The organism is Kluyvera cryocrescens NBRC 102467, from assembly GCF_001571285.1.
GTDB lineage: Bacteria > Pseudomonadota > Gammaproteobacteria > Enterobacterales > Enterobacteriaceae > Kluyvera > Kluyvera cryocrescens.
Genome location: NZ_BCTM01000012.1, coordinates 1 through 20,122, shown reverse-complemented (window position 1 = coordinate 20,122; position 20,122 = coordinate 1). Strand labels below are relative to the sequence as shown.

Sequence of the window (20,122 nt, the reverse complement as noted above, 5' to 3'; positions counted from 1 at the left end):
CTACGCTTAATTGATGACTTTCTCACCAGGGTGCACACTCTTTCCAGTGTTAAGCAATCAAAATGATTAGCTGAATCAGGAGGTTAATAATGTTATCTGGGCAAACACCAGCACGCGTCTGGAACACACGCCGCACGGAAAAACAGCGGCGTCTGGCTTCCATTCCGGTGCAGGGCAAGGTTCTGCCGACCGCAGACCTGACCGCGATGCTGGAAAAACTGATCGCGCCGGGTGACCGCGTGGTATTAGAAGGGAATAACCAAAAGCAGGCAGATTTTCTGTCCCGTATGCTGGCCGAGGTTAACCCGCAGATTGTGCATGACCTGCACATGATCATGCCAAGCGTCGGGCGTAGTGAGCATCTGGATATCTTTGAGAAAGGTATCGCCCGCAAGCTGGATTTTTCCTTCTCCGGCACACAAAGTCTGCGCATCTCGCAGCTGCTGGAAGATGGCCTGCTGGAAATTGGTGCTATTCACACCTACATCGAGCTTTATTCCCGTCTGTATGTCGATCTCTCGCCAAACGTGGCGCTGATTGCCGGCTTCAAAGCTGACCGTAAAGGCAACCTTTATACCGGAGCCAGTACCGAAGATACCCCTGCGCTGGTGGAGGCCGCCGCGTTCCACGACGGTATCGTCATCGCTCAGGTTAACGAGCTGGTGGACGATGAGTGCGATCTGCCGCGCGTGGATATTCCGGGGTCGTGGATTGACTACGTGGTTGTGGCCGACAAACCATTCTTTATCGAACCGCTGTTTACCCGCGATCCGCGCCTGATCAAACAGGAACATATCCTGATGGCGATGATGGCCATTAAAGGGATCTATGCGGAGCACCAGGTACAGTCGCTCAACCACGGTATCGGTTTTAACACCGCGGCGATTGAACTGCTGCTGCCAACCTACGGCGAACAGCTCGGTCTGAAAGGCAAAATCTGTAAACACTGGACTCTGAACCCGCATCCAACGCTGATTCCGGCGATTGAAAGCGGCTGGGTGGAGAGCGTGCATTGTTTCGGCGGTGAGCTGGGGATGGAAGAGTATATCCGCGCCCGTCCAGATATCTTCTTCACCGGTGCCGACGGTTCCATGCGTTCTAACCGCGCGTTCTGCCAACTGGCGGGTCAGTACGCGGTGGATATGTTCATTGGTTCCACCCTGCAGGTTGATGGCTATGCCAACTCGTCTACCGTGACCCGCGGTCGTCTTTCCGGCTTCGGCGGCGCGCCAAACATGGGCCACGATCCGCACGGTCGTCGTCATGCGACGCCAGCCTGGCTGAATATGATCACCGAGCCTGACCCAATGCAGCGCGGTAAAAAACTCGTCGTGCAGATGGTCGAAACCTTCCAGGCCGGCGTGAAACCCACATTCGTCGAAAAACTCGATGCGGTTGAAGTGGCTAAAAGCTCTGGTATGCCATTGGCTCCCGTCATGATCTATGGCGACGACGTGACCCACGTGCTGACCGAAGAGGGGATTGCTTATCTCTATCGTGCGGAAAGCCTGGAAGAACGCCGCGCGATGGTCGCTGCGGTTGCCGGGATTACCGACATTGGTCTGGGCGTTGATGCAAAACGCGTCGCCGCGCTGCGCCAGAGCGGCAAGGTCGTTTATCCAGAAGATATGGGTATCCGTCGTACCGACGCCACCCGTTCTCTGCTGGCGGCCGGTAGCGTGTCTGACCTGGTTGAATGGTCCGGCGGTCTTTACAACCCACCTGCGAAATTCCGGAGCTGGTAATGAAACTTCTGCCCCAGATTCACGTTGAAGGCGGTGCCGAATGGCTGGCGCGAACCGCCACGCAATGTCTGATTGACGAAGCACGATTAAGCCCAAAACCGGGTCTGGTGGACAGTCGGGGGAACGGCGCGCACCACGATCTTACTCTGGCGCTCATGGAGCGCTCGGCGCACAGCCTGACCCCCACGTTTCAGGCGCTGGCGCAGCAAAGCTGGCAGCGTCCAGCGGATATTGCGCTCAGACAAACCGTAGGGCGACTCGGCCGTGAAGGCGAGAAACAGATGATGGCCGCCACCGACGGCGTGAATACCCACCGTGGTGCTATTTGGGCGCTGGGGCTGCTGGTCAGCGCCGTCGCGATGCACGGCGGCACGGGCAGCGCGCAGCAGGTTGCGGCGACCGCCGCAGAGCTGGCGAAGCTGCCGGATGCCGCGGCCCCCAAAGTGTTCAGCAAAGGGCTGCGCGCCACCCACCGTTATCAGGTGCCGGGCGCGCGCGAAGAGGCGCAGCAGGCGTTTCCACACGTGATGCAGCGTGCGCTGCCACAGCTGCGTTTAAGCCGCTTAAACGGCAGCAGCGAAACGCAGGCGAGGCTCGACGCGCTGATGGCGATCATGACCTCGCTGACCGATACCTGCGTGCTGTCGCGCGCAGGGCTGGAAGGGCTTGATGCCATGCAGGACGGCGCACGCGCCGTGCTCCGCGCAGGCGGTAGCGCTCATCCGGCAGGCCAGGCGGCGCTGGCGGCGCTCGACGAGCAAATGCTGGCGTTGAACGCTTCGCCGGGCGGCGCCGCGGATTTACTTGCCGCCACCCTGTTTCTCGATCGCATCGAATCGCCTTATTTCAAGCATTAAGAGGATGTTATGGAACACATTACGTTAACCGTACCGGCGAGCCGCACCTTAAGCGGTAAAGCGCTGGCAGGCGTTGTGGGCTCCGGGGATATGGAGGTGTTATTCACCGCCGACCAGGGCCAGACATTAACTATTGATATCACCACTTCCGTCGATAACAGCCGTAGCCGCTGGGAAGCGCTGCTTAACCGTCTGCAAACGGTCAGCAGCCTGCCTGCCGGGAAACTGACGATCCACGACTTCGGCGCGACGCCCGGCGTGGCACGCATTCGTATCGAACAGGTTTTTGAAGAGGTGAGCTATGCGTGATGACCGCAGTTTTATCGAATTAAAAGCGCGTCAGCGTGCCCATGCGCTGCTTGACGAAGGCAGCTACCGTGAACTGCTCGACCCGTTTGAAGGCGTGATGTCGCCGTGGCTGGGCGCGCAGGGCATCGTGCCGCAGGCCGATGACGGCATGGTTGTCGCGAAAGGCACCATCAACGGCAAACCCGCGGTGGTGGTGGCGATTGAAGGCGCATTCCAGGGCGGCAGTATGGGCGAAGTGTCCGGTGCCAAAATGGCAGCCGCGCTTGAGCTGGCGGCAGAAGATAACCGCAACGGCATTCCCACACAGGCGGTTCTGAGCCTGGAAACCGGCGGCGTGCGCTTACAAGAGGCCAACCTCGGCCTGGCAGCGATTGCCGATATTCACGCGGCGATCGTCGATTTGCGCCGCTATACCCCGGTGGTAGGTATTGTTGCGGGTACCGTCGGCTGCTTTGGTGGGATGTCCATCGCGGCGGCGCTGTGCAGCTATCTGATTGTTACCCGTGAAGCGCGTCTGGGGCTGAACGGCCCGCAGGTTATCGAACAGGAAGCCGGGATTGAAGAGTATGACTCCCGTGACCGTCCGTTTATCTGGAGCATGACCGGCGGTGAAATCCGTTACCAAAGCGGGCTGGTGGAAGCGCTGGTAGGTGACGGCGTGAATGCGGTGAAAGCCGCGATGAATGATGCGCTGGCCAAAGGCGTACCGGCTCAACATCGCACCGATAACTATCAGTGGTATCTCGACCGTCTAAGCAATTTCGATACGCGTAAACAGGCGGATACCGAACAGATTCACGCGCTTTTCGCCCGGGAGGTGAAATGATGAGTAACTCTATTAGCCGCGGCGAGTTATGGCTGGAAAACCTCGCACCGAACGTTAAACGTCTGTCAGGGCTATGCCCGTCTGTACAGGCCGCTGACGGTGAACTCAATGGCGAAGCGGTGCGTTTTATTGCCGTCGTTCCCGATGCCAATAACCATTTCCCGCGCGCAGCCAAAGGTGAAGTCGGTCTGCTGGAAGGCTGGACGCTGGCCAAAGTGGTGAGCGAAACCATCGCCGCCGACGCCGATAAAGCGGTGAAACGTCCAATTGTGGCGGTGATTGATGTGCCAAGCCAGGCATATGGTCGTCGTGAAGAAGGCTTTGGTATTCACCAGGCGCTGGCCGGTGCCGCGGCGGCTTACGCCAATGCGCGACTGGCGGGGCATCCGGTGATTGGCCTGATTGTCGGTAAAGCGATGTCCGGTGCATTTCTGGCGCACGGCTATCAGGCTAACCGTCTGATTGCCTTTAACGACAAAGGTGTGCTGATCCACGCGATGGGGAAAGAGTCTGCGGCGCGTATCACGCTGCGTACCGTCGACGCGCTGGAAAAACTGGCGGCCACCATTCCACCAATGGCTTATGACATCAGTAACTACGCGACTCTGGGCCTGCTGGAAAATCTGCTGGACATCAGCAACCCGGACGCACCGTCTGCCAACGATCTGACGCAGGTGAAAACCACGCTGCAACAGGCCATCAAAGACGCTCGTCAGGACCCAACGCTGAAAAGCCGTTTGGGTGCCGACAATCGCCGCAGTTCCGCTCTCGTACGTGAACGTATGCGAGCAAGCTGGTAAGTAAAAAGAGACCTGCCAGATGTACGACCCCGCGGGCGCGGCTCATGCGCCCGTGAGGCAGTCTGCATCCTGAAAATAATAATCATCGCGTCAGTGCTACTTCTTTTTGAATTACAGGTGAAATATGACTTACGTAATTGTTCATGCTCTTGCTCCGATTTTCGTCATCATGCTGCTGGGATTCTGGGCCGGTAAGGCCAAAATGGTGGACAACAAAAATGTCTCCCTGCTCAACATCTTCGTGATGGACTTTGCCTTACCCGCCGCGCTGTTCAGTGCCACCGTACAGACCCCTTGGGCGGGTATCGTTGCGCAGTCGCCGTTGATTCTGGTGCTGACGCTGGCGATGTGGATCACCTACGCCGCTATCTACTTTATGGCGACCAAACTGTTCAACAAATCCCCGCAGGATGCGGCCGTGCTGACGCTGACTGTCGCGCTGCCAAACTACGCGGCACTGGGGCTGCCGATTCTGGGTATCGTACTGATTCTCGGCCTGCATGGTTCCGTGGCCATTACCGCGATTCTGATGATTGCGCTGTCCGCCGGTTTCTTCGGCGTGGTATTCGGTAACCGTTTTGGCGTGCAGTCACCGGATGCTGAAGCCGTGCTGCTGTTGAGCTCGGTCCTGTGTATCCTGTCGTTACCACTGTTTATCTCGCTGACTTCAGGGATCTAAATCATGACCGCAACATTACGCCCACACGACCTTATCTGGCTTAACGCGCGCGATGCGCTGGGAGGGGCTACCGAGTCCTGGGTGGATGGCGTCTGGCATACCGGCCTGCCGGTTGTGGTGCGGCGTGATGTTGATGAAGCAGGGCGCATTCCCGTGGGTGTCCGCGGGATGAAGCGCGACCAGCGGGCGGCCGGTTGGGTGAAACCTATCGCCGTCACCCGTATCTGTACGCCAGAATCGCTGGTTGATCCGCAGGTGCTGCTACGCACCCCGTTTATCTCACAGCCGCCGGTTCAGGTGGCGTTGTTGCTGTCCCAGCAGCAGTGGCCGTGGAGATGGGGAATTACCGGTAGCACCGGCTATGCGCTGGCAACCGGGATCCCGGTGATTCACGCGAGCAGTGATTTGGATCTGACCATTCGCGCGCCGCAGGCATTAGACCGCTCGTCGCTGGAAGAATGGCAACAGCAGCTGACGGATGGGCTGTGCCGCGCGGATACGCAGGTGGAAACGCCGTACGGCGCATTTGCCTTAAATGAGTGGCTGCGTGATGGCAAGGCGTTGCTAAAAACGTCGCGCGGGCCGCGGCTGGTGAGCGACCCGTGGAGCAGGGAGGAATAAATGAAAATTCTGTTTACCTTTCCGGGGCAGGGAACGCAGCATCCCGGTATGCTGCAACAGCTTCCCGGCACCGAGTTGGCGCAAGCGCGGGAAGTGTTGGGCGCTGAAGTCGATACGCTGGATACCCCTGAAGTCCTGAAGCATACCCGTGCGGTACAGCTGGCCTTGTTAATTGCCGGGGTGGCGTGGGCGCATGAATTAGAACGGCGCGGCGTGTCGCCGGACATTGTCAGCGGCCTGTCGATTGGCGCTTATCCGGCGGCGGTGGTTGCCGGCGCGCTCGACTTTACCGATGCGCTGAATCTGGTGGCGCTGCGCGGTGATTTAATGGAGCAGGCCTACCCGCACGGCTACGGCCTGACGGCGATTATGGGGCTGACGTTGGGGCAGGTGGAGGCGCTAGTTGCTGACAGCGGCACCTACATTGCGAACCTGAATGCGGAAACGCAAATTGTGATCGCCGGAAGCGATGAGGCCATGGCCGCCGTGGCAAAACGCGCGCTGGATAAAGGGGCCAGCAAGGCCCACCGCCTGGCGGTGAGCGTCCCGTCGCACTGCGCGCTACTGGAACAGCCGGCGCAAACGCTGCGGGAGGCGTTTAGCCGCGTCACCCTTGCTCGTCCACGTCACGCCTATCTGAGCGGCAGTACCGGACGCGTGCTGTGGCAGCCGGAGCGCATTGCAGACGATCTGGCGATGAATATGGCGCGAACGGTACGCTGGCAGGAAGCGGTCGTTTCTGCCAATGAGCGTGAGGCCAGGCTGGCGATTGAGATGCCGCCGGGTGGCGTATTGACCTGTCTGACGCGTCAGGCCGCATGGGAAGGGGAATCGATTGCCCTGGAGCGGAGCGGGTTAGATGTTGCCGTGCACCTGGCAAAACGGCTGCGTGGTTGATGTATTTGCCCGGTGGCGCTGAGCTGGCCGGGCTGACGAGGGACAGCGGTTTATGCGCCGTCCTGCAAACTGCGGGCGTACATGCGGCCTTCAGCCGCCAGCGCCAACAGGCTAGGGTCACGCTCGCGATTGCGGGCAAAGACAATCGCGATGAGCTGTCGCATTTGATACGGGTCCGCCAGTTTTTGCAGATGCACCGTATTTTCATACATCTTCTTCATTCGCCCTGGCATCAGGGTTAATCCCACTCCCGCCTGTACCAGACTCAACATGGAGAAAATATCGTTTACCCGAGTGACGATCTCCGGCTCAAACCCGGCGATGTGAAACGCTTCCTGGAACCCGGCGTAGGTGGCAAAGCCTTCCGCCAGCGAGACAAATTTCTCATTGCGGTAATCGCGGAGATCGGCGGTTTTATTACTATCCAATGCTGCGCTGGTGGGGGCGGCAAGATAGATATCATCGTGGAACAAGGGCAGCACTTCCAGACTGTTGCGATCGATTTCGCTTTCCGAGATGGAAATAAGGATCGCGTCCAGGGTGCCGTTTTCCAGCATATTGAGCAGGGCTTCGTTTGAGCCCATGGTCAGGTCCATCTCCAGATCCGGGCGACGCAGCTTCATCCCCATGATCAGATGCGGCACGGTTTCCAGCGTCAGCGAATAGAGAGTGCCAACGCGTAAACGCCCTTGGCCGACGCCGGCGGTTTTACGCGCCTCTTCCAGCCCGCGCTCCATCATCTGCGTCACTTCCTGGAGTACTCCAGCAGCGTCCATGCCGCTGGTTGGGCGATAAGATTACGCCCTTTATGGACGAACAGCGGACAACGAACGTTCTCTTCCAGCGTATGCAGCGCCCGATGGACGCTCACGCCGCTGATATCCAGCGCTTCCGCGGTGCGAGCAATGTTGCCCTTCTCCATAAAGGTCATGAAGATGGTCAATTTGCGGAAGGTAATATCGTCGGTGATAGATAGGTTCATCGTCCGGCCCCGCGGGTTAGTCGTTCTGCATCATCTGCTCAAGTTGTTCCTGGGCATCCAGCCACGCCATTTCGCACTCTTCCAGCCCGGATTTAGCGCTGGCCTGCTGCTGCAGACACTCGGTCATCTCCGCCTTACGGCCAGGTTCGTACAGGCTGCTGTCACCCAGCTTCTCTTCTGCCTGCGCCAGTTGGGCGTTGAGCTTCTCCATCTCTTTTTCCAGACGGGTAATCTCTTTACGCAACGGTTGCGTCAGGGTGCGGAGTTCAGCTTCGCGACGCTTCTGGTCTTTGCGGGACTGAGCGCTGTTGGCGTTCTCTTTTGCCGGCTCATCGCTCTGGTTTTCCTGCTTTTGCACGTCGCTCAGCCACTGCTGGTAATCTTCGAGATCGCCGTCGAACGGTTCGACCTTTTTGTCGTGCACCAGATAGAGATCGTCGGTCGTCGAACGGATCAAGTGACGATCGTGCGAAACCACCACCAGTGCACCTTCAAAGTCGATCAACGCTTCGGTCAATGCCTGACGCATATCGAGATCAAGGTGGTTGGTTGGTTCATCGAGCAGCAGCAGGTTCGGACGCTGCCAGACGATCAGCGCCAGCACCAGACGCGCTTTTTCACCGCCGGAGAAACGGGCGGTCTGCTCGGTCACTTTATCGCCCTGGAAGCCAAAACCACCAAGGTAGTCGCGCAGTTGCTGCTCCAGCACCTGCGGTGCCATGCGTGCAAGGTGCTGAATTGGGGATTCATCCGCGCGCAAGAATTCCAACTGATGCTGGGCGAAGTAGCCAAGCTTAATGCCTTTGGCGAGACCGATTTCGCCATGCAGCGGTGCGAGCTCACCGGCCAGTAGCTTAATCAGCGTGGATTTACCCGCCCCGTTGCGGCCCAGGAGGCCAATACGTGAACCCGGCACCAGGTTCAGCTTAATGGACTCGAGAATGGTGTGGTCACCGTAGCCGGCGCTGACTTTTTCCATTTTCAGCAGCGGGTTTGGCAGGCTTTCCGGCGTGCGGAAGCTGAAGCGGAACGGGTTGTCCACGTGCGCTGGGGCAATCAGTTCCATGCGCTCAAGCATTTTGATACGGCTTTGCGCCTGTTTGGCCTTGGTCGCCTGGGCACGGAAACGATCGATATAGCTTTGCAGATGCGCGACGCGCTCTTGCTGGCTTTCGTACAGCGCCTGCTGCTGGGCCAGACGCGTGGCGCGTTGGCGTTCAAACGAGCTGTAGTTGCCGGTGTACTCGAACATGGTTTGCTGTTCGATATGTATAATTTTGTCCACCACCGGATCGAGGAAATCACGGTCGTGGGAGATCAGAATCAGGGTGCCTTGATAGCTTTTAAGCCATCTTTCCAGCCAGATCACCGCATCGAGATCGAGGTGGTTCGTCGGTTCATCGAGCAGCAGCAGGTCAGAACGGCAAATCAGCGCCTGCGCGAGGTTAAGGCGCATGCGCCAGCCGCCGGAAAAGTCGCTTACCGGGCGTTCGAGCTGTTCATTGCTAAAGCCCAGGCCGTGCAGCAGGCTGGAGGCGCGAGAGCGGATTGTCCACGCGTCGATCGCGTCCAGTTTGCCGTGTACGGTGGCGATGGCGTGCCCGTCGTTACGTTCATTGGCGTCGTTGAGCTGGGCTTCCAGTTGACGGAACTCACGGTCGCCGTCAATCACATAGTCCAGCGCCGGTTCGGCGAGGGCAGGCGTTTCCTGATTCACCCACGCCAACTGCCAGTTACCGGGATAGGTAAAGTCGCCGCCGTCGGCGCTAATCTCGTTTTTTAGTAGAGCGAGCAGCGTGGATTTGCCGCAGCCATTTTTCCCCACCAGGCCGATTTTTTGCCCAGGGTTGATAGTGGCCGTTGCGTTATCCAGCAGGACACGCACGCCACGACGAATTTGTAACGAGGAGAAAACAATCATAAGGCGCCGTATGTTCTGACTATGTTAAATTGTCATTGTGATAATGTAATGTGAGCAATGTGCCGCACCGAGGCGCAATGGTAGCCTAAAACGTCTTGAATAGACAAAAGACAAAACCGGGAGGGGAATGATGTCTCAGACAGCGAAGGTATTGCTGCTGTATGCCCATCCGGAATCTCAGGATTCGGTGGCCAACCGGGTTTTGCTTAAACCGGCTCAGCAGTTAAAAAATGTAACCGTGCACGATCTCTATGCACACTATCCTGATTTCTTCATTGATATCCCCCGAGAGCAGCAGTTGCTGCGTGAGCACGACGTTATCGTGTTCCAGCACCCGCTTTATACCTACAGCTGTCCAGCATTACTGAAAGAGTGGCTCGACCGGGTGCTGAGCCGCGGATTTGCCAGCGGCGTGGGGGGAAATGAGCTGGCGGGAAAGTACTGGCGTAGCGTCATTACTACCGGCGAGCCAGAAAGCGCCTATCGCCACGATGGCCTGAATCGCTATCCGATGAGCGATATTCTGCGTCCGTTCGAACTGACCGCCGCCATGTGCCATATGCACTGGTTGAGTCCGATTATCGTCTACTGGGCGCGCCGACAGCCGCCCGATGAGTTGGCGAGCCATGCAAAAGCCTACGCCGACTGGCTGGCTGCGCCGATAACGGCAGGAGGACGATGATGGAAGGTTCCGATTTGTTACTGGCTGGCGTGTTGTTTCTCTTCGCGGCGGTTGCCGCGGTACCGTTGGCGGCAAGGCTGGGCATTGGTGCCGTTTTAGGCTACCTGCTGGCGGGGATCGCCATCGGCCCGTGGGGGCTTGGGTTTATCAGCGACGTCGATGAAATTCTCCATTTCTCTGAACTTGGCGTGGTGTTCCTGATGTTCATCATCGGGCTGGAGCTGAACCCAGCGAAGCTGTGGCAGCTGCGGCGGCCTATCTTCGGCATTGGCGCCGCGCAGGTGATTTTTAGCGCAGCGATTCTCGGTGGGCTGCTGATGCTCACCGACTTCTCCTGGCATGCGGCGGTGATTGGCGGCATTGGTCTGGCGATGTCCTCTACAGCGATGGCGCTGCAGTTGATGCGCGAAAAGGGGATGAATCGCAGCGAGTCAGGGCAGTTGGGATTCTCGGTGCTGCTGTTTCAGGATTTAGCGGTGATCCCAGCGCTGGCGCTGGTGCCGCTGCTGGCGGGGGCGGGTGATGACCATCTCGATTGGCAAACCGTGGGCTTAAAGGTATTGGCCTTTGCCGGAATGCTGATCGGCGGCCGTTATTTGCTGCGTCCGGTGTTTCGCTTTATCGCCAGCTCCGGCGTGCGCGAAGTGTTTACTGCCGCCACGCTGCTGCTGGTGCTGGGATCGGCGCTATTTATGGATGCGCTGGGGCTCTCCATGGCGTTGGGCACCTTTATCGCGGGCGTGCTACTGGCAGAGAGCGAGTACCGACATGAACTTGAAATCGCTATCGATCCATTTAAAGGACTGCTGCTTGGGCTGTTCTTTATCTCGGTAGGGATGTCTCTCAATCTGGGGGTGCTCTACACCCATCTGCTTTTGGTCATTGTCTGCGTTGCGGTGCTGGTCGCGGTGAAGACGCTGGTGCTTTATCTGCTCGCCCATCTGCACGGCTTACGCAGCTCGGAGCGCATGCAGTTTGCCGGTGTGCTGAGCCAGGGGGGCGAGTTTGCTTTTGTCCTGTTCTCCGCGGCCTCGTCCTTTAAAGTGTTCAAAGGCGACCAAATGTCGCTGCTGCTGGTGACGGTGACCCTGTCGATGATGACTACGCCACTGTTAATGAAACTGGTGGATCTGGTGCTGTCGCGGCGCTTTAACGGCCCGGAAGAAGAAGATGAAGCGCCATGGGTGGATGATGATAAACCGCAGGTCATTGTGGTGGGCTTTGGCCGTTTTGGCCAGGTGATTGGCCGCCTGCTGATGGCTAATAAACTGCGCATTACCGTGCTGGAGCGTGATATCAGCGCGGTGAATTTGATGCGTAAGTACGGCTATAAGGTGTATTACGGCGATGCGACGCAGGTCGAACTGCTGCGGTCGGCCGGTGCCGAACAGGCGCAGTCTATCGTTATCACCTGCAACGAGCCGGAAGATACCATGAAGCTGGTGGATATCTGTCAGCAACACTTTCCACACCTGCACATTATGGCCCGTGCGCGGGGACGTGTTGAGGCGCACGAACTGCTACAGGCGGGCGTGGTACAGTTTTCCCGTGAGACATTCTCGAGTGCGCTGGAGCTGGGGCGTAAAGCGCTGATCTCCACCGGCATGCATCCGCATCAGGCGCAGCGCGCGCAGCTGCACTTCAAGCGGCTGGATATGCGGATGCTGCGCGAGCTGATGCCGGTGCACAGCGATACCCAACAAATCTCGCGCGTGCGTGAAGCCCGGCGGGAGCTGGAGGAGATCTTCCAGCGAGAGATGCAACAGGAACGACGTCAGCTGGACGGCTGGGACGAATTTGAATAGAAGGTGAAGCATGGCGGTACGTAAACGTTTTATTGCGGGCGCAAAATGCCCGGCGTGTCAGGCGCAGGATTCGATGGCGATGTGGCGCGAGAATAATATCGATGTGGTTGAATGCGTTAAGTGCGGACACCAGATGCGGGAAGCGGATAAAGAAGCCCGCGAACACGTGCGCAAAGAAGAACAAGTTATCGGAATTTTTCATCCAGAGTAGCGTTCCGTGCTGTCTTTTTTTAAGCTTATGGGTACACGGGTGCAGAATTCCGCTACAATCTGCGCCACTAAATATTCCCATGCTCAGGAGATATCATGAAAGTAGCAAAAGACCTGGTGGTCAGCCTGGCCTATCAGGTACGTACAGAAGACGGTGTATTGGTTGATGAGTCTCCGGTAAGTGCACCGCTGGACTACCTGCATGGTCACGGTTCCCTGATCTCCGGCCTGGAAAATGCGCTGGATGGTCACGAAGTTGGTGATAAATTTGACGTTGCTGTAGGCGCAAACGACGCTTACGGCCAGTACGACGAAAACCTGGTTCAGCGCGTTCCTAAAGACGTCTTCATGGGCGTTGACGAGCTGCAGGTTGGTATGCGTTTCCTGGCTGAAACCGACCAGGGTCCAGTTCCCGTTGAAATCACTGAAGTGGAAGACGAGCACGTTGTGGTTGATGGTAACCACATGCTGGCTGGCCAGAACCTGAAGTTCAACGTTGAAGTTGTCGCTATCCGCGAAGCAACCGAAGAAGAGCTGGCTCACGGCCACGTTCACGGTGCTAACGACCATGACCACGATCACGACCATGAAGGTTGCTGCGGTGGCCATGGCCACGGTCACGACCATGGTCATGAACACGGTAAAGGCGGTTGCGGTAACGGCGGTTGCGGTTGCCACTAATCGGTCTGCTTGCCTGATGGCGTCATGCTGATCGGGCCTGCCGATGCACAGTCTTTTATCGGCCAGATAACTTTCTGGCACAAAAAAAGCGGGTTTCCCCGCTTTTTTTTCGTCTCAATAATGAGGCGGTGGCGTCTCTTCCGATTGGGACGCGATGTTTGATGGCTGGCTGGCCTTCAGTTTGTCCGTCAGCAGACGCAGGTGTTCGCGCAGTTTCGCCATCTCCAGTTCATGGGCGGTGACCGTTTGGTTGAGGTCATCAATGGTTACCTCCTGGAAGGCCAGTCGGCTTTCAAGCTCAGCCAAACGCACTTCGATAGTTGTTTCCTTCATGATGTCTCTCTCTACTGTTATCGCCAAAAGCGTTTCTGACGCGCGGATTCTACGCAACTTTTTTCAGCCGTGCAGCACTCCTGTGCGTGAGCGGAAACTAATTTAAACAAAAAGAGTCTGAAAAGAGTCGATATAAGAAGCGTTCATATGTAGATTTCCTCTACAACGTTTTATAGTACGCTTCTCATTTAGTTAACATTGGGGCGAGAGGCCCCGGCCCTGGAGAGATGGATGAAATCACTGTTTAAAGTAACGCTTCTGGCAACCACAATGGCCGTTGCACTGAATGCGCCACTGACTTTTGCTGCTGATACCGCAGCGAAAGCAGCACCAGCGGCGGAAAGCAAAGCTGCATTCAAAAATGACGACCAGAAATCTGCCTATGCACTGGGCGCATCGCTGGGTCGTTACATGGAAAATTCCCTGAAAGAACAGGAAAAACTGGGCATCAAACTGGATAAAGACCAGCTGATCGCCGGCGTTCAGGATGCGTTTGCTGATAAGAGCAAACTGTCCGATCAGGAAATCGAACAAACTCTGCAGGCGTTTGAAACTCGCGTGAAGACCTCTGCTCAGGCGAAGATGGAAAAAGATGCCGCTGAAAGCGAAGCGAAAGGCAAGGCCTTCCGTGAGAAGTTCGCGAAAGAGAAAGGCGTGAAAACCTCTAAAACTGGCCTGATGTACAAGGTTGAGAAAGAAGGTACCGGTGATGCACCGAAAGACAGTGATACCGTTGTGGTTAACTACAAAGGTACCCTGACCGACGGTAAAGAGTTCGATAACTCTTACACCCGCGGTGAGCCTCTCTCCTTCCGCCTGGACGGCGTGATCCCAGGCTGGACTGAAGGTCTGAAGAACATCAAGAAAGGCGGTAAAATTCAGCTGGTCATCCCACCTGACCTGGCTTACGGCAAAACCGGCGTTCCGGGTATTCCGGCAAACTCCACGCTGGTATTTGATGTTGAACTGTTAGACATCAAACCGGCGCCAAAAGCGGATGCGCAGCCAGAAGCTGCACCGGCTGCGAAGGCCGCAGACGCTGCCAAAAAATAAGAGCATAAAAGCCGCCGCCCACTGGGCGGCGGCTTTTTATTATCTGCAGGATATAATTAATGCTGGAAAGCGCCTTATGCGCTGTATTACTTTAGATGCCCCTAATAGTGATGAGCCTGCCCTGACAACATAACGACAGGCTCCTGAAAAGGAGTGCTTTTTTTCATGTCCAGGTCGCTTTTAACCAACGAAACCAGTGAACTTGATTTACTGGATCAACGTCCTTTCGATCAAACTGACTTCGATATCCTGAAATCCTACGAAGCAGTGGTGGACGGGTTGGCGATGCTCATTGGTTCCCACTGTGAAATCGTGTTGCACTCACTGCAGGATCTCAAGTGTTCGGCAATACGCATTGCAAACGGCGAACATACCGGTCGAAAAATCGGTTCTCCCATTACCGATCTCGCACTGCGTATGCTGCACGATATGACCGGAGCGGATAGTAGCGTTTCCAAATGCTATTTTACTCGCGCCAAAAGTGGCGTATTGATGAAGTCCGTCACCATTGCCATTCGCAATCGCGAGCATCGTGTTATCGGTTTGCTGTGTATCAATATGAACCTTGATGTGCCTTTCTCGCAGATTATGAATACCTTTATTCCGCCAGAAACGCCGGAAGTAGGTTCTGCGGTTAACTTCGCCTCCTCGGTCGAGGATTTGGTTACCCAGACGCTAGAGTTCACCATCGAAGAGGTGAATGCCGATCGTAACGTTTCCAATAACGCTAAAAACCGTCAGATCGTGCTTAACCTTTACGAGAAAGGGATCTTTGATATCAAAGATGCCATCAACCAGGTCGCCGATCGTCTGAACATCTCCAAACACACGGTTTATCTCTACATTCGCCAGTTCAAGAGCGGTGATTTTGTGGGGCAAGATAAGTAATGCGTTTTGCCCTGATGGTGACCGGCCCAGCGTATGGTACGCAGCAGGCGAGCAGTGCGCTGCAGTTTGCGAAGGCCGTACTGGCGGAAGGTCACGAGCTTGCCTGCGTCTTTTTTTACCGGGAAGGGGTGTATAACGCCAACCAACTGACGTCCCCCGCCAGCGATGAGTTCGACTTGGTGCGCGCGTGGCAGTCGCTGCATGACAACCATGGCGTGGCGCTGCATATCTGCGTTGCTGCCGCGCTGCGTCGCGGAGTGACCGATGAGAAAGAAGCGGCTCAGTTGGGACTGCCGGCGGCCAATCTACAGCAGGGCTTTTCCCTCAGCGGCCTCGGAGCCCTGGCGGAAGCGGCGCTGACCTGTGATCGAACGGTACAATTTTGATGAAACGCGTTGCCTTTGTTTTCTCTACGGCTCCACATGGCAGCAGCGCTGGCCGCGAAGGGCTGGATGCGCTGCTCGCGACGTCAGCATTAAGCGATGAGTCTGGCGTTTTTTTCATTGGCGATGGTGTCTTTCAGCCACTGAGCCAGCAGCAGCCAGGCGTCATTTTGGCGCGCGACTATATCGCGACCTTCAAGCTGCTGGGGCTTTACGACATTGACAACTGCTGGATTTGCGCGACATCTATGCGTGAGCGAGGTTTGTCGGCTGAGTCATCGTTTGTGACCGAGGTCGAAGCGCTTGATGCAGAGGCGATCCGTCAGAAACTTAATGAATACGATGTGATTTTGCGCTTTTGAGGCCCCTATGCTGCATACGCTAAGTACCTCTCCGTGGCATGCTGATATTACCGGCATGCTGCGCATGATGGGGGAGGGTGATGATTTACTGCTGGTTGCCGATGGCGTGCTGGCGGCAGTGGAAAATAGCCACTTCGTTGAAATTCTTCGTTCCGCCCCCATATCCCTCTACGTGTTGAAAGAGGATACGCAGGCGCGCGGGCTTTGTGCTCAAATTTCGAGCGATGCTATCATGGTCAGCTATACTGACTTCGTCAGACTCACGGTAAAACATCCGGCGCAGATCGCCTGGTAACGTTGGACCGTTGTATATTTCTTGACACCCTATCGGCATAGCCCTAAAATTTCGCGTCCTCATATTGCATGAGGCGATTTATTACGTGTTTACGAAGCGAAAGCTACAACCAGGAGCTATTTAATGGCAACAGTTAACCAGCTGGTACGCAAACCACGCGCACGCAAAGTTGTAAAAAGCAACGTGCCTGCGCTGGAAGCCTGCCCGCAGAAACGTGGTGTATGTACTCGTGTATATACCACCACTCCTAAGAAACCAAACTCCGCACTGCGTAAAGTATGCCGTGTGCGTTTGACTAACGGTTTTGAAGTGACTTCCTACATCGGTGGTGAAGGTCACAACCTGCAGGAGCACTCCGTGATCCTGATCCGTGGCGGTCGTGTAAAAGACCTTCCGGGTGTTCGTTACCACACCGTTCGTGGTGCGCTTGACTGCTCCGGCGTTAAAGACCGTAAGCAATCACGTTCCAAGTATGGCGTGAAACGTCCTAAGGCTTAATGGTTCTCCGTTAAGTAAGGCCAAACGTTTTATATTAATGTCAAACTAAACTCGTAGAGTTTTGGACAATCCTGAATTAACAACGGAGTATTCCCATGCCACGTCGTCGCGTCATTGGTCAGCGTAAAATCCTGCCAGATCCTAAGTTCGGATCAGAGCTGCTGGCCAAATTTGTAAATATCCTGATGGTAGATGGTAAAAAATCTACCGCAGAAACCATCGTATACAGCGCGCTGGAGACCCTGGCTCAGCGTTCTGGTAAAGATGGCCTGGAAGCTTTTGAAGTAGCCCTCGAAAACGTGCGTCCGACTGTCGAAGTTAAGTCTCGCCGCGTTGGTGGTTCTACTTACCAGGTTCCAGTTGAAGTCCGTCCGGTTCGTCGTAATGCCCTGGCAATGCGTTGGATCGTTGAAGCTGCTCGTAAACGCGGTGATAAATCCATGGCTCTGCGCCTGGCGAACGAACTTTCTGATGCTGCAGAAAACAAAGGTACTGCAGTTAAGAAACGTGAAGACGTTCACCGTATGGCAGATGCCAACAAGGCGTTCGCACACTACCGTTGGTAATCCCTTCGGAGTATTAGTCACCAGGCGGGCGCTTCAGAGAAGCTGCCCGCTTTGGGTTACTTAACTGAACGCCTAAAAAGATAAACGAGGAATCAAATGGCTCGTACAACACCCATCGCACGCTACCGTAACATCGGTATCAGTGCGCACATCGACGCCGGTAAAACCACTACTACCGAACGTATTCTGTTCTACACCGGTGTAAACCACAAAATCGGTGAAGTTCATGACGGCGCAGCTACCATGGACTGGATGGAGCAGGAGCAGGAACGTGGTATCACCATCACTTCCGCTGCGACTACTGCATTCTGGTCTGGTATGGCTAAGCAGTATGAACCGCACCGTGTAAACATCATCGACACCCCGGGGCACGTTGACTTCACAATCGAAGTAGAACGTTCCATGCGTGTTCTTGATGGTGCGGTAATGGTTTACTGCGCAGTTGGTGGTGTTCAGCCACAGTCTGAAACCGTATGGCGTCAGGCAAACAAATATAAAGTTCCACGCATTGCGTTCGTTAACAAAATGGACCGCATGGGTGCAAACTTCCTGAAAGTTGTTGGTCAGATCAAATCCCGTCTGGGCGCGAACCCTGTTCCGCTGCAGCTGGCAATTGGTGCTGAAGAACATTTCACCGGTGTTGTTGACCTGGTGAAAATGAAAGCCATCAACTGGAACGAAGAAGATGCAGGCGTAACCTTCACTTATGAAGATATTCCAGCTGACATGCAGGAACTGGCTGACGAATGGCACCAGAACCTGATCGAGTCCGCTGCTGAAGCTTCAGAAGAGCTGATGGAGAAATACCTGGGTGGTGAAGCACTGACTGAAGAAGAGATCAAGAAAGCTCTGCGTCAGCGCGTTCTGAACAACGAAATCATCCTGGTAACCTGTGGTTCTGCGTTCAAGAACAAAGGTGTTCAGGCGATGCTGGATGCGGTAATTGATTACCTGCCAGCTCCAACTGACGTACCTGCGATCAACGGTATGCTGGACGACGGTAAAGACACTCCGGCTGAGCGTCACGCAAGTGATGACGAGCCGTTTGCTGCGCTGGCGTTCAAAATCGCAACTGACCCGTTTGTGGGTAACCTGACCTTCTTCCGTGTGTATTCCGGTGTGGTTAACTCTGGTGATACCGTACTGAACTCCGTGAAAGCTGCACGTGAGCGTTTCGGTCGTATCGTTCAGATGCACGCTAACAAACGTGAAGAGATCAAAGAAGTTCGCGCAGGCGACATCGCTGCTGCTATCGGTCTGAAAGACGTGACTACTGGTGACACCCTGTGTGACCCAGACCACGCAATCATTCTGGAGCGTATGGAATTCCCTGAGCCGGTAATCTCCATCGCAGTAGAACCGAAAACCAAAGCTGACCAGGAAAAAATGGGTCTGGCTCTGGGCCGTCTGGCTAAAGAAGACCCATCATTCCGCGTATGGACTGATGAAGAATCTAACCAGACCATTATCGCCGGTATGGGTGAACTGCACCTCGACATCATCGTTGACCGCATGAAGCGTGAATTCAACGTTGAAGCGAACGTCGGTAAACCTCAGGTTGCTTACCGTGAAGCGATTCGCGCGAAAGTTACCGATATCGAAGGTAAACACGCTAAGCAGTCTGGTGGTCGCGGTCAGTACGGTCATGTTGTTATCGACATGTACCCACTGGAGCCGGGTTCTAACCCGAAAGGCTACGAGTTCGTCAACGACATCAAAGGTGGTGTAATTCCTGGTGAATACATCCCTGCCGTTGATAAAGGCATCCAGGAACAGCTGAAATCTGGCCCACTGGCTGGCTATCCGGTTGTTGATCTGGGCGTGCGTCTGCACTTCGGTTCTTACCATGACGTTGACTCCTCCGAGCTGGCGTTTAAACTGGCCGCTTCTATCGCCTTCAAAGATGGCTTTAAGAAAGCGAAACCAGTTCTGCTTGAGCCTATCATGAAGGTTGAAGTAGAGACTCCGGAAGAGAACACCGGTGACGTTATCGGTGACTTGAGCCGCCGTCGTGGTATGCTTAAAGGTCAGGAATCCAACGTCACTGGCGTTGTGATCCACGCTGAAGTTCCGCTGTCTGAAATGTTCGGATATGCAACCCAGCTGCGTTCACTGACCAAAGGCCGTGCTTCTTACTCCATGGAGTTCCTGAAGTACGACGATGCGCCGAACAACGTTGCTCAGGCCGTTATTGAAGCCCGTGGTAAATAAGCCACAGGATTAAAACCTAAGTCCCGTGCTCTCTCCAAAGGGGAGAGCACTATAGTAAGGAATATAGCCGTGTCTAAAGAAAAATTTGAACGTACAAAACCGCACGTCAACGTTGGTACTATCGGCCACGTCGACCACGGTAAAACTACCCTGACTGCTGCAATCACTACCGTACTGGCTAAAACCTACGGCGGTGCTGCTCGTGCTTTCGACCAGATCGATAACGCACCAGAAGAAAAAGCTCGTGGTATCACCATCAACACTTCCCACGTTGAATATGACACCCCGACTCGCCACTACGCACACGTAGACTGCCCAGGCCACGCCGACTATGTTAAAAACATGATCACCGGTGCTGCGCAGATGGATGGCGCGATCCTGGTTGTTGCTGCAACTGATGGCCCTATGCCACAGACTCGTGAGCACATCCTGCTGGGTCGTCAGGTAGGCGTTCCTTACATCATCGTGTTCCTGAACAAATGTGACATGGTTGATGACGAAGAGCTGCTGGAACTGGT

The 20,122-nt window shown here is 55.5% G+C and carries 23 protein-coding genes and 1 pseudogene; 21 read left to right on the top strand and 3 right to left on the bottom strand.

Translation table 11 applies throughout. From position 1 onward, the window contains the following. The first annotated feature begins 89 nt into the window (after positions 1-89). The 8 genes from mdcA to mdcH all read left to right on the top strand — a co-directional run bounded on the left by mdcA (position 90) and on the right by mdcH (position 6,734). Positions 90-1,745, top strand: coding sequence for a malonate decarboxylase subunit alpha (gene mdcA, locus KCR01S_RS09730; RefSeq protein WP_052282802.1), 1,656 nt, complete (start codon positions 90-92; stop codon positions 1,743-1,745). After that, positions 1,745-2,602: a triphosphoribosyl-dephospho-CoA synthase gene (locus tag KCR01S_RS09725; protein ID WP_061282501.1), complete on the top strand. Its 858-nt coding sequence runs from the start codon at positions 1,745-1,747 to the stop codon at positions 2,600-2,602. Before mdcA ends, KCR01S_RS09725 begins: the two co-directional genes overlap by 1 nt. 9 nt (positions 2,603-2,611) lie before the next feature. Then, positions 2,612-2,911: a malonate decarboxylase acyl carrier protein gene (mdcC, locus tag KCR01S_RS09720; protein ID WP_052282800.1), complete on the top strand. Its 300-nt coding sequence runs from the start codon at positions 2,612-2,614 to the stop codon at positions 2,909-2,911. Further along, the gene (locus tag KCR01S_RS09715) at positions 2,904-3,737 is read left to right on the top strand and encodes a biotin-independent malonate decarboxylase subunit beta (RefSeq protein ID WP_061282499.1); all 834 of its coding nucleotides are present in this window, start codon (positions 2,904-2,906) and stop codon (positions 3,735-3,737) included. The genes mdcC and KCR01S_RS09715 overlap by 8 nt, the downstream gene beginning before the upstream one ends. Then, positions 3,737-4,537 (top strand): biotin-independent malonate decarboxylase subunit gamma, encoded by an 801-nt coding sequence (gene mdcE, locus KCR01S_RS09710; protein ID WP_061282497.1) that lies wholly within the window; start codon positions 3,737-3,739, stop codon positions 4,535-4,537. The genes KCR01S_RS09715 and mdcE overlap by 1 nt, the downstream gene beginning before the upstream one ends. Positions 4,538-4,661: 124 nt before the next feature. Beyond that, positions 4,662-5,216 (top strand): AEC family transporter, encoded by a 555-nt coding sequence (locus KCR01S_RS09705; protein WP_061282495.1) that lies wholly within the window; start codon positions 4,662-4,664, stop codon positions 5,214-5,216. A 3-nt stretch (positions 5,217-5,219) separates the two neighbouring features. Beyond that, positions 5,220-5,837, top strand: coding sequence for a malonate decarboxylase holo-ACP synthase (locus tag KCR01S_RS25120; protein WP_061282493.1), 618 nt, complete (start codon positions 5,220-5,222; stop codon positions 5,835-5,837). Beyond that, the gene (gene mdcH / locus KCR01S_RS25115; RefSeq protein ID WP_061282491.1) at positions 5,838-6,734 is read left to right on the top strand and encodes a malonate decarboxylase subunit epsilon; all 897 of its coding nucleotides are present in this window, start codon (positions 5,838-5,840) and stop codon (positions 6,732-6,734) included. Between the two features lie 50 nt (positions 6,735-6,784). Here the strand turns inward: mdcH and KCR01S_RS09690 are convergent. Continuing rightward, positions 6,785-7,716 (bottom strand): annotated as a pseudogene (locus tag KCR01S_RS09690) (LysR family transcriptional regulator). 16 nt (positions 7,717-7,732) lie between these two features. Further along, a complete protein-coding gene (locus tag KCR01S_RS09685) occupies positions 7,733-9,637 on the bottom strand; it encodes an ABC transporter ATP-binding protein (RefSeq protein ID WP_061282488.1) in 1,905 nt (634 codons plus the stop codon). Between the two features lie 127 nt (positions 9,638-9,764). Between KCR01S_RS09685 and kefG the strand changes: the two genes are divergently transcribed. The 4 genes from kefG to slyD all read left to right on the top strand — a co-directional run bounded on the left by kefG (position 9,765) and on the right by slyD (position 13,015). Beyond that, entirely contained in the window at positions 9,765-10,319 is a 555-nt protein-coding gene (kefG, locus tag KCR01S_RS09680) for a glutathione-regulated potassium-efflux system ancillary protein KefG (protein ID WP_112204042.1), read from the top strand. Beyond that, entirely contained in the window at positions 10,319-12,124 is a 1,806-nt protein-coding gene (gene kefB / locus KCR01S_RS09675; RefSeq protein WP_061282485.1) for a glutathione-regulated potassium-efflux system protein KefB, read from the top strand. The genes kefG and kefB overlap by 1 nt, the downstream gene beginning before the upstream one ends. A 10-nt stretch (positions 12,125-12,134) precedes the next feature. After that, positions 12,135-12,335 (top strand): YheV family putative zinc ribbon protein, encoded by a 201-nt coding sequence (locus KCR01S_RS09670; protein WP_061282483.1) that lies wholly within the window; start codon positions 12,135-12,137, stop codon positions 12,333-12,335. A gap of 95 nt (positions 12,336-12,430) precedes the next feature. Continuing rightward, entirely contained in the window at positions 12,431-13,015 is a 585-nt protein-coding gene (gene slyD, locus KCR01S_RS09665) for a peptidylprolyl isomerase (RefSeq protein WP_061282481.1), read from the top strand. 114 nt (positions 13,016-13,129) lie between these two features. Here slyD and KCR01S_RS09660 read toward each other — a convergent pair whose 3' ends face one another. Further along, the gene (locus KCR01S_RS09660) at positions 13,130-13,348 is read right to left on the bottom strand and encodes a protein SlyX (RefSeq protein ID WP_061282479.1); all 219 of its coding nucleotides are present in this window, start codon (positions 13,346-13,348) and stop codon (positions 13,130-13,132) included. A gap of 231 nt (positions 13,349-13,579) precedes the next feature. On the opposite strand from KCR01S_RS09660, the gene fkpA reads away from it, so the two are divergent. From fkpA to KCR01S_RS09615, 9 genes are all read left to right on the top strand, one after another. Then, on the top strand, positions 13,580-14,401 hold the full coding sequence (gene fkpA, locus KCR01S_RS09655) for an FKBP-type peptidyl-prolyl cis-trans isomerase (protein WP_061282477.1): 822 nt from the start codon (positions 13,580-13,582) through the stop codon (positions 14,399-14,401). Between the two features lie 165 nt (positions 14,402-14,566). Further along, positions 14,567-15,289, top strand: coding sequence for a helix-turn-helix transcriptional regulator (locus tag KCR01S_RS09650; protein WP_052282786.1), 723 nt, complete (start codon positions 14,567-14,569; stop codon positions 15,287-15,289). Further along, a complete protein-coding gene (gene tusD / locus KCR01S_RS09645) occupies positions 15,289-15,675 on the top strand; it encodes a sulfurtransferase complex subunit TusD (protein WP_061282475.1) in 387 nt (128 codons plus the stop codon). The genes KCR01S_RS09650 and tusD overlap by 1 nt, the downstream gene beginning before the upstream one ends. Continuing rightward, the gene (tusC, locus tag KCR01S_RS09640) at positions 15,675-16,034 is read left to right on the top strand and encodes a sulfurtransferase complex subunit TusC (protein WP_061282473.1); all 360 of its coding nucleotides are present in this window, start codon (positions 15,675-15,677) and stop codon (positions 16,032-16,034) included. The genes tusD and tusC overlap by 1 nt, the downstream gene beginning before the upstream one ends. Positions 16,035-16,041: 7 nt before the next feature. Continuing rightward, positions 16,042-16,329 carry a sulfurtransferase complex subunit TusB gene (gene tusB / locus KCR01S_RS09635; protein ID WP_061282471.1) on the top strand — a complete coding sequence of 96 codons (288 nt, stop codon included), beginning with the start codon at positions 16,042-16,044 and terminating at the stop codon, positions 16,327-16,329. 123 nt (positions 16,330-16,452) lie between these two features. After that, the gene (rpsL, locus tag KCR01S_RS09630; protein ID WP_036111075.1) at positions 16,453-16,827 is read left to right on the top strand and encodes a 30S ribosomal protein S12; all 375 of its coding nucleotides are present in this window, start codon (positions 16,453-16,455) and stop codon (positions 16,825-16,827) included. 95 nt (positions 16,828-16,922) lie between these two features. Beyond that, positions 16,923-17,393 carry a 30S ribosomal protein S7 gene (rpsG, locus tag KCR01S_RS09625; protein WP_061282469.1) on the top strand — a complete coding sequence of 157 codons (471 nt, stop codon included), beginning with the start codon at positions 16,923-16,925 and terminating at the stop codon, positions 17,391-17,393. A gap of 96 nt (positions 17,394-17,489) precedes the next feature. Further along, complete coding sequence (gene fusA / locus KCR01S_RS09620) at positions 17,490-19,604, top strand: elongation factor G (RefSeq protein ID WP_061282466.1); 2,115 nt, start codon at positions 17,490-17,492, stop codon at positions 19,602-19,604. Between the two features lie 69 nt (positions 19,605-19,673). Continuing rightward, the coding region (locus KCR01S_RS09615; protein WP_000031725.1) for a GTP-binding protein at positions 19,674-20,122 on the top strand (449 nt) is incomplete at its 3' end.

What these genes read in the sequence shown, in the direction of transcription:
- mdcA (WP_052282802.1), top strand. Translation starts at nt 90, where the DNA reads ATGTTATCTGGGCAAACACCAGCACGCGTCTGGAACACACGCCGCACG.
- KCR01S_RS09725 (WP_061282501.1), top strand. Translation starts at nt 1,745, where the DNA reads ATGAAACTTCTGCCCCAGATTCACGTTGAAGGCGGTGCCGAATGGCTG.
- mdcC (WP_052282800.1), top strand. Translation starts at nt 2,612, where the DNA reads ATGGAACACATTACGTTAACCGTACCGGCGAGCCGCACCTTAAGCGGT.
- KCR01S_RS09715 (WP_061282499.1), top strand. Translation starts at nt 2,904, where the DNA reads ATGCGTGATGACCGCAGTTTTATCGAATTAAAAGCGCGTCAGCGTGCC.
- mdcE (WP_061282497.1), top strand. Translation starts at nt 3,737, where the DNA reads ATGAGTAACTCTATTAGCCGCGGCGAGTTATGGCTGGAAAACCTCGCA.
- KCR01S_RS09705 (WP_061282495.1), top strand. Translation starts at nt 4,662, where the DNA reads ATGACTTACGTAATTGTTCATGCTCTTGCTCCGATTTTCGTCATCATG.
- KCR01S_RS25120 (WP_061282493.1), top strand. Translation starts at nt 5,220, where the DNA reads ATGACCGCAACATTACGCCCACACGACCTTATCTGGCTTAACGCGCGC.
- mdcH (WP_061282491.1), top strand. Translation starts at nt 5,838, where the DNA reads ATGAAAATTCTGTTTACCTTTCCGGGGCAGGGAACGCAGCATCCCGGT.
- KCR01S_RS09685 (WP_061282488.1), bottom strand. Translation starts at nt 9,637, where the DNA reads ATGATTGTTTTCTCCTCGTTACAAATTCGTCGTGGCGTGCGTGTCCTG.
- kefG (WP_112204042.1), top strand. Translation starts at nt 9,765, where the DNA reads ATGATGTCTCAGACAGCGAAGGTATTGCTGCTGTATGCCCATCCGGAA.
- kefB (WP_061282485.1), top strand. Translation starts at nt 10,319, where the DNA reads ATGGAAGGTTCCGATTTGTTACTGGCTGGCGTGTTGTTTCTCTTCGCG.
- KCR01S_RS09670 (WP_061282483.1), top strand. Translation starts at nt 12,135, where the DNA reads ATGGCGGTACGTAAACGTTTTATTGCGGGCGCAAAATGCCCGGCGTGT.
- slyD (WP_061282481.1), top strand. Translation starts at nt 12,431, where the DNA reads ATGAAAGTAGCAAAAGACCTGGTGGTCAGCCTGGCCTATCAGGTACGT.
- KCR01S_RS09660 (WP_061282479.1), bottom strand. Translation starts at nt 13,348, where the DNA reads ATGAAGGAAACAACTATCGAAGTGCGTTTGGCTGAGCTTGAAAGCCGA.
- fkpA (WP_061282477.1), top strand. Translation starts at nt 13,580, where the DNA reads ATGAAATCACTGTTTAAAGTAACGCTTCTGGCAACCACAATGGCCGTT.
- KCR01S_RS09650 (WP_052282786.1), top strand. Translation starts at nt 14,567, where the DNA reads ATGTCCAGGTCGCTTTTAACCAACGAAACCAGTGAACTTGATTTACTG.
- tusD (WP_061282475.1), top strand. Translation starts at nt 15,289, where the DNA reads ATGCGTTTTGCCCTGATGGTGACCGGCCCAGCGTATGGTACGCAGCAG.
- tusC (WP_061282473.1), top strand. Translation starts at nt 15,675, where the DNA reads ATGAAACGCGTTGCCTTTGTTTTCTCTACGGCTCCACATGGCAGCAGC.
- tusB (WP_061282471.1), top strand. Translation starts at nt 16,042, where the DNA reads ATGCTGCATACGCTAAGTACCTCTCCGTGGCATGCTGATATTACCGGC.
- rpsL (WP_036111075.1), top strand. Translation starts at nt 16,453, where the DNA reads ATGGCAACAGTTAACCAGCTGGTACGCAAACCACGCGCACGCAAAGTT.
- rpsG (WP_061282469.1), top strand. Translation starts at nt 16,923, where the DNA reads ATGCCACGTCGTCGCGTCATTGGTCAGCGTAAAATCCTGCCAGATCCT.
- fusA (WP_061282466.1), top strand. Translation starts at nt 17,490, where the DNA reads ATGGCTCGTACAACACCCATCGCACGCTACCGTAACATCGGTATCAGT.